Origin of the sequence: Pseudomonas taeanensis MS-3 (assembly GCF_000498575.2) — a bacterium.
In the GTDB taxonomy this organism is placed as follows: Bacteria; Pseudomonadota; Gammaproteobacteria; order Pseudomonadales; family Pseudomonadaceae; genus Aquipseudomonas; species Aquipseudomonas taeanensis.
Window position 1 is genome coordinate 1 of the sequence record NZ_AWSQ01000013.1, and the last position, 5,599, is coordinate 5,599.

Annotated in this window: 2 tRNA genes and 3 rRNA genes; all 5 read left to right on the forward strand. The window is 51.1% G+C overall.

Features of this window, described 5'->3' with window-relative positions:
* Nucleotides 1–257 precede the first annotated feature (257 nt).
* The 5 genes from TMS3_RS24235 to rrf all read left to right on the forward strand — a co-directional run bounded on the left by TMS3_RS24235 (nt 258) and on the right by rrf (nt 5,422).
* Nucleotides 258–1,794: ribosomal RNA gene (locus TMS3_RS24235) — 16S ribosomal RNA — on the forward strand.
* Nucleotides 1,795–1,859: 65 nt separating this feature from the next.
* Nucleotides 1,860–1,936 (forward strand) — tRNA-Ile (locus TMS3_RS24240).
* Nucleotides 1,937–1,966: 30 nt separating this feature from the next.
* Nucleotides 1,967–2,042, forward strand: a tRNA-Ala gene (locus tag TMS3_RS24245).
* Between the two features lie 244 nt (nt 2,043–2,286).
* A 23S ribosomal RNA gene (locus TMS3_RS24250) occupies nt 2,287–5,176 on the forward strand.
* Between the two features lie 130 nt (nt 5,177–5,306).
* A 5S ribosomal RNA gene (gene rrf, locus TMS3_RS24255) occupies nt 5,307–5,422 on the forward strand.
* Together the 16S, 23S and 5S rRNA genes with 2 tRNA genes alongside form the textbook arrangement of a ribosomal RNA operon.
* The last annotated feature ends 177 nt before the right edge of the window (nt 5,423–5,599 follow it).

Consider the following 5,599-nt stretch of genomic DNA (forward strand, 5'->3'; position numbering starts at 1 on the left):
GCGGTTGAAGTAGAAAAGAAATTTTCGAAATCGCTTGACGGGAAATGAGGCTGCTGTAGAATGCGCGCCTCGGTTGAGACGAAAGACTTAACCAACTGCTCTTTAACAACTGAATCAAGCAATTCGTGTGGGTGCTTGTGAGGTAAGACTGCTAGTCGCAAGATTATCAGCATCACAAGTTACTCCGCGAGAAATCAAAGATGTAACCAACGATTGCTGAGCTAAGTTTAGGGTTTTCTCAAAACCCAAGCAGTATTGAACTGAAGAGTTTGATCATGGCTCAGATTGAACGCTGGCGGCAGGCCTAACACATGCAAGTCGAGCGGTAGAAAGTAGCTTGCTACTTTTGAGAGCGGCGGACGGGTGAGTAATGCCTAGGAATCTGCCTAGTGGTGGGGGATAACGTTCGGAAACGGACGCTAATACCGCATACGTCCTACGGGAGAAAGCGGGGGACCTTCGGGCCTCGCGCCATTAGATGAGCCTAGGTCGGATTAGCTAGTTGGTGAGGTAATGGCTCACCAAGGCGACGATCCGTAACTGGTCTGAGAGGATGATCAGTCACACTGGAACTGAGACACGGTCCAGACTCCTACGGGAGGCAGCAGTGGGGAATATTGGACAATGGGCGAAAGCCTGATCCAGCCATGCCGCGTGTGTGAAGAAGGTCTTCGGATTGTAAAGCACTTTAAGTTGGGAGGAAGGGTTGTAACTTAATACGTTGCAATTTTGACGTTACCGACAGAATAAGCACCGGCTAACTCTGTGCCAGCAGCCGCGGTAATACAGAGGGTGCAAGCGTTAATCGGAATTACTGGGCGTAAAGCGCGCGTAGGTGGTTTGTTAAGTTGAATGTGAAAGCCCCGGGCTCAACCTGGGAACTGCATCCAAAACTGGCAAGCTAGAGTACGGTAGAGGGTGGTGGAATTTCCTGTGTAGCGGTGAAATGCGTAGATATAGGAAGGAACACCAGTGGCGAAGGCGACCACCTGGACTGATACTGACACTGAGGTGCGAAAGCGTGGGGAGCAAACAGGATTAGATACCCTGGTAGTCCACGCCGTAAACGATGTCAACTAGCCGTTGGATTCCTTGAGGATTTAGTGGCGCAGCTAACGCATTAAGTTGACCGCCTGGGGAGTACGGCCGCAAGGTTAAAACTCAAATGAATTGACGGGGGCCCGCACAAGCGGTGGAGCATGTGGTTTAATTCGAAGCAACGCGAAGAACCTTACCAGGCCTTGACATCTACAGAACTTTCCAGAGATGGATTGGTGCCTTCGGGAACTGTAAGACAGGTGCTGCATGGCTGTCGTCAGCTCGTGTCGTGAGATGTTGGGTTAAGTCCCGTAACGAGCGCAACCCTTGTCCTTAGTTACCAGCACGTAATGGTGGGCACTCTAAGGAGACTGCCGGTGACAAACCGGAGGAAGGTGGGGATGACGTCAAGTCATCATGGCCCTTACGGCCTGGGCTACACACGTGCTACAATGGTCGGTACAAAGGGTTGCCAAGCCGCGAGGTGGAGCTAATCCCATAAAACCGATCGTAGTCCGGATCGCAGTCTGCAACTCGACTGCGTGAAGTCGGAATCGCTAGTAATCGTGAATCAGAATGTCACGGTGAATACGTTCCCGGGCCTTGTACACACCGCCCGTCACACCATGGGAGTGGGTTGCACCAGAAGTAGCTAGTCTAACCGCAAGGGGGACGGTTACCACGGTGTGATTCATGACTGGGGTGAAGTCGTAACAAGGTAGCCGTAGGGGAACCTGCGGCTGGATCACCTCCTTAATCGAAGACTTCAGCTTCTTCATAAGTTCCCACACGAATTGCTTGATTCATTGCGAAAGACGATTGGGTCTGTAGCTCAGTTGGTTAGAGCGCACCCCTGATAAGGGTGAGGTCGGCAGTTCGAATCTGCCCAGACCCACCAATTGTTGTGGGGTTGGCCTTAGGTTTAGATGGGGCCATAGCTCAGCTGGGAGAGCGCCTGCCTTGCACGCAGGAGGTCAGCGGTTCGATCCCGCTTGGCTCCACCACTTACAGCGTCGTTTAGAGTTCAGAAATGAGCGTTCCAGGGATTGCCTGTTGAATGTTGATTTCTGGTCTTTGACCAGTTAGAAAATCGTTCTTTAAAAATTTGGGTATGTGATAGAAGTGACTGATTGACTGCTTTCACTGGCAGTTGGTCAATCAAGGTAAAATTTGTGGTTCTCAATTGCAAATTTTCGGCGAATGTCTACTTCACGTTAGAGACAATAACCAGATTGCTTGGGGTTATATGGTCAAGTGAAGAAGCGCATACGGTGGATGCCTTGGCAGTCAGAGGCGATGAAAGACGTTGTAGCCTGCGATAAGCTTCGGGGAGTCGGCAAACAGACTTTGATCCGGAGATCTCTGAATGGGGGAACCCACCCAGCATAAGCTGGGTATCATGCACTGAATACATAGGTGTATGAGGCGAACCAGGGGAACTGAAACATCTAAGTACCCTGAGGAATAGAAATCAACCGAGATTCCCTTAGTAGTGGCGAGCGAACGGGGACTAGCCCTTAAGTGGCTTTGAGATTAGCGGAACGTTCTGGAAAGTACGGCCATAGTGGGTGATAGCCCTGTACGCGAAAATCTCTTAGTCATGAAATCGAGTAGGACGGAGCACGAGAAACTTTGTCTGAATATGGGGGGACCATCCTCCAAGGCTAAATACTACTGACTGACCGATAGTGAACTAGTACCGTGAGGGAAAGGCGAAAAGAACCCCGGAGAGGGGAGTGAAATAGATCCTGAAACCGTATGCGTACAAGCAGTGGGAGCAGACTTGTTCTGTGACTGCGTACCTTTTGTATAATGGGTCAGCGACTTATTTTCAGTGGCAAGCTTAACCGAATAGGGGAGGCGTAGCGAAAGCGAGTCTTAATAGGGCGTTTAGTCGCTGGGAATAGACCCGAAACCGGGCGATCTATCCATGGGCAGGTTGAAGGTTGGGTAACACTAACTGGAGGACCGAACCGACTACCGTTGAAAAGTTAGCGGATGACCTGTGGATCGGAGTGAAAGGCTAATCAAGCTCGGAGATAGCTGGTTCTCCTCGAAAGCTATTTAGGTAGCGCCTCGTGTATCACTGTTGGGGGTAGAGCACTGTTTCGGCTAGGGGGTCATCCCGACTTACCAAACCGATGCAAACTCCGAATACCAACAAGTGTCAGCACGGGAGACACACGGCGGGTGCTAACGTCCGTCGTGAAAAGGGAAACAACCCAGACCGTCAGCTAAGGTCCCAAAGTTATGGTTAAGTGGGAAACGATGTGGGAAGGCTCAGACAGCTAGGAGGTTGGCTTAGAAGCAGCCACCCTTTAAAGAAAGCGTAATAGCTCACTAGTCGAGTCGGCCTGCGCGGAAGATGTAACGGGGCTCAAACCATACACCGAAGCTACGGGTTCATCTTAGGATGAGCGGTAGAGGAGCGTTCTGTAAGCCTGTGAAGGTGAGTTGAGAAGCTTGCTGGAGGTATCAGAAGTGCGAATGCTGACATGAGTAACGACAATGGGAGTGAAAAACTCCCACGCCGAAAGACCAAGGTTTCCTGCGCAACGTTAATCGACGCAGGGTTAGTCGGCCCCTAAGGCGAGGCAGAAATGCGTAGTCGATGGAAAACGGGTTAATATTCCCGTACTTCTAGTTACTGCGATGGAGGGACGGAGAAGGCTAGGCCAGCACGGCGTTGGTTGTCCGTGTTTAAGGTGGTAGGCTGATTTCTTAGGTAAATCCGGGAAATCAAGGCCGAGAACTGATGACGAGTTGTCTTTTAGACGACGAAGTGGTTGATGCCATGCTTCCAGGAAAAGCTTCTAAGCTTCAGGTAACTAGAAACCGTACCCCAAACCGACACAGGTGGTTAGGTAGAGAATACCAAGGCGCTTGAGAGAACTCGGGTGAAGGAACTAGGCAAAATGGCACCGTAACTTCGGGAGAAGGTGCGCCGGTGAGAGTGAAGCATTTACTGCGTAAGCTCATGCCGGTCGAAGATACCAGGCCGCTGCGACTGTTTATTAAAAACACAGCACTCTGCAAACACGAAAGTGGACGTATAGGGTGTGACGCCTGCCCGGTGCCGGAAGGTTAATTGATGGGGTTAGCTAACGCGAAGCTCTTGATCGAAGCCCCGGTAAACGGCGGCCGTAACTATAACGGTCCTAAGGTAGCGAAATTCCTTGTCGGGTAAGTTCCGACCTGCACGAATGGCGTAACGATGGCGGCGCTGTCTCCACCCGAGACTCAGTGAAATTGAAATCGCTGTGAAGATGCAGTGTATCCGCGGCTAGACGGAAAGACCCCGTGAACCTTTACTATAGCTTTGCACTGGACTTTGAGCTTGCTTGTGTAGGATAGGTGGGAGGCTTTGAAGCGTGGACGCCAGTTCGCGTGGAGCCAACCTTGAAATACCACCCTGGCAATCTTGAGGTTCTAACTCTGGTCCGTTATCCGGATCGAGGACAGTGTATGGTGGGTAGTTTGACTGGGGCGGTCTCCTCCTAAAGAGTAACGGAGGAGTACGAAGGTGCGCTCAGACCGGTCGGAAATCGGTCGTAGAGTATAAAGGCAAAAGCGCGCTTGACTGCGAGACAGACACGTCGAGCAGGTACGAAAGTAGGTCTTAGTGATCCGGTGGTTCTGTATGGAAGGGCCATCGCTCAACGGATAAAAGGTACTCCGGGGATAACAGGCTGATACCGCCCAAGAGTTCATATCGACGGCGGTGTTTGGCACCTCGATGTCGGCTCATCACATCCTGGGGCTGAAGCCGGTCCCAAGGGTATGGCTGTTCGCCATTTAAAGTGGTACGCGAGCTGGGTTTAGAACGTCGTGAGACAGTTCGGTCCCTATCTGCCGTGGACGTTTGAGATTTGAGAGGGGCTGCTCCTAGTACGAGAGGACCGGAGTGGACGAACCTCTGGTGTTCCGGTTGTCACGCCAGTGGCATTGCCGGGTAGCTATGTTCGGAAAAGATAACCGCTGAAAGCATCTAAGCGGGAAACTTGCCTCGAGATGAGATCTCACTGGAACCTTGAGTTCCCTAAAGGGCCGTCGAAGACTACGACGTTGATAGGTGGGGTGTGTAAGCGCTGTGAGGCGTTGAGCTAACCCATACTAATTGCCCGTGAGGCTTGACCATATAACACCCAAACAATTTGTGTGTTTGACGGATGAAGTCGACAACAATCGAAAATTTGTAAGACCACGCTTTACCCATATCACATACCCGATTCGGAGCTGCGCCTCACCGCGACGCTCCTGCTGAATTGCTTGACGACCATAGAGCATTGGAACCACCTGATCCCATCCCGAACTCAGTAGTGAAACGATGCATCGCCGATGGTAGTGTGGGGTTTCCCCATGTGAGAGTAGGTCATCGTCAAGCGCCTAACACCAAACCCCCAATCGGCTAACGCCGGTTGGGGGTTTGTCTATTAGTACAAGCATGAAGATTTTGAGTGATCAAAAGATATCTGCTGAATAGTTATGTAATACAGGCGGTTGAAGTAGAAAAGAAATTTTCGAAATCGCTTGACGGGAAATGAGGCTGCTGTAGAATGGG